This is a genomic window from Arsukibacterium sp. (genome assembly GCF_041616895.1).
Lineage (GTDB): Bacteria > Pseudomonadota > Gammaproteobacteria > Enterobacterales > Alteromonadaceae > Alishewanella.
Map to the genome: position 1 here is coordinate 1 of NZ_JBFJPY010000207.1, position 1,876 is coordinate 1,876.

The following is a 1,876-nucleotide window of genomic DNA, read 5'->3' on the forward strand; positions in this document are numbered from 1 at the left end:
CTGTATGTAAAAAGCCATTAGATCACGACGCTGCCAGTGCATTCTTTCATGCTCAATAACATGCTGTAGTTGCTCTGCAGATAAGCTATGCCGCCACTGGCTGGGTATCAAAATTCTGGGGCGACGCAAGCCCAGCAACATTGCGCTACTGATCGCCGGGTGCTGATGTAACTTAGGGTAACCGTTTGCAGTTGCTGGCAGCACTAGCGGCGGCGACAGCGGCTGCGCCTGCTGCCATAACCGGTGGCTGAGCCGGTAACTCTGATAAAAACGGTAGCATTGCATCAGCCACACTAACGGCAATAACAACAGTAACCACAGCGGTGGTGACAATAAATAGAACAGTTGCGGCGTCAACCCGAAGCGTTGAGTCACTACTGGTGCAGCCTTAGTGCTAGCCAGCTCAGAACCCGGCAATGGTACTGCGTGTTCGGCCTGGACAGACAATGTGGCCACTTCACTGCTTTGCCGTTGCAATTGAGTACTGCCATCAGATGAAAGCGTTAATAACAGCAAAGGTAAGACAAACAGCAGTACGCTAAGCGCAGTCCAGCATCGCAGCATAAGTTGCGGCGCAGGTTGCCAGCGGCTTTTGCCAAGCCAGTACAGCCAGGGTACCGTGAGCGCAGCAATGCCCAGATGCAGCATTAAATAAAACAGCAACCAGCTGAATTCATACATGCTCAGCGCTCCTGTTTGTCCGTTTTAGCAGCATGGCTGGCCTGCGCATCAATTTGGGCCTGCAATTCCTGCTGCAGCTCTGCGGGCAGTTGCTGTTGCTCCAGTAAATGCTGTGCCAGCAAGGTAGGTGACCCAGCGAAAAAACGTTTTAGTAAGGCGGTCAGTGCCTGGGTACGCGCCTCCTGCTGCACGGTTATGGCTTCATATATAAAAGCTTTACCCTGCTTTTCACATTGCACATGGCCTTTATCGAGCAAAATACGACATAACGTTTGCACCGTGGTATAGGCTAATGCCGCTTGCTTGTTCAATTCTGTCGTAATGGTTTTCACAGAACAAGGGCCAAGCTGCCACAACACCTGCATGACTTTTTGCTCAGCACTGGTTAGCTCGGTTGATTTTTTCCTGACCATATACGGCACCTACTAAATAATTAGTTTTTAATCTAGCTGAACACTAATCATCTTGCAACTAATAGTTTAGTTTTTAACACGTCAGGTAAATAACAGCTGTTGCAGCGCCAAAATTATGCCGAAGCTTTTATCCTCGCCCAATATGTGGATGCCGATAATAATGGTGTTTTGGTGGCGACGAAGCAGTTGGTGTAAGCAGTTGGTATAAGTAGCTTTATTTTTAACGAAATTTCAGAATGGTTCGCAGGCAGTACCTTGATGAAAAATCATCTGCCACTTTTCACCATCAAAGCGCCAGATTGAGCTTCGCACCGAGCAGCTTGGGTCACAGTCTGCACGCTGTATCGTGGCGCGGTAAGTTAACTGCGCTAATCCTTCAGCTAAAACCCGGCAGTCAAAATCTTGCTGGCTTATAACTGGCGGCGCTTCAGCTGGCAGGCGTTCAAGCACATCAGCTTTACCAAAACAGCGACCGGTTGCGGCAATCTCATAAAAATCATCGGTCAGATAGCGGTTAAGCAGTTCAGCAGACAAGCGGGTGGCGGGCTGAACCAGTAGTTGTTCCAGCTCAATTAATTGCTGTTTAATGGTATCACTATGCACTTTTTAAAATCTCCGTCGTGCTTGTCTAAAATAGCTCCGACCCTGAGGGATCCCCACGAATTTAGCTCCAACACAATCCATACTCTGCGGTTTTCCGTTTGAAGTAAAGAACGCCGGATAACCAATGTTTTAAAGTTATCCGAAGTTCGCTTTGATGGATTATTCTTGCAGCGATGTAA

3 protein-coding genes are annotated in these 1,876 nt (G+C 48.2%); all 3 read right to left on the reverse strand.

Annotated elements, in window-relative coordinates; all coding sequences use genetic code 11:
• The coding region (locus ABY802_RS16830; RefSeq protein WP_372628269.1) for a M56 family metallopeptidase at window positions 1-681 on the reverse strand (681 nt) is incomplete at its 3' end.
• A gap of 2 nt (window positions 682-683) precedes the next feature.
• Window positions 684-1,094 (reverse strand): BlaI/MecI/CopY family transcriptional regulator, encoded by a 411-nt coding sequence (locus ABY802_RS16835; protein ID WP_372628270.1) that lies wholly within the window; start codon window positions 1,092-1,094, stop codon window positions 684-686.
• Between the two features lie 231 nt (window positions 1,095-1,325).
• The gene (locus ABY802_RS16840) at window positions 1,326-1,697 is read right to left on the reverse strand and encodes a DUF4440 domain-containing protein (RefSeq protein ID WP_372628271.1); all 372 of its coding nucleotides are present in this window, start codon (window positions 1,695-1,697) and stop codon (window positions 1,326-1,328) included.
• Window positions 1,698-1,876: the final 179 nt, after the last annotated feature.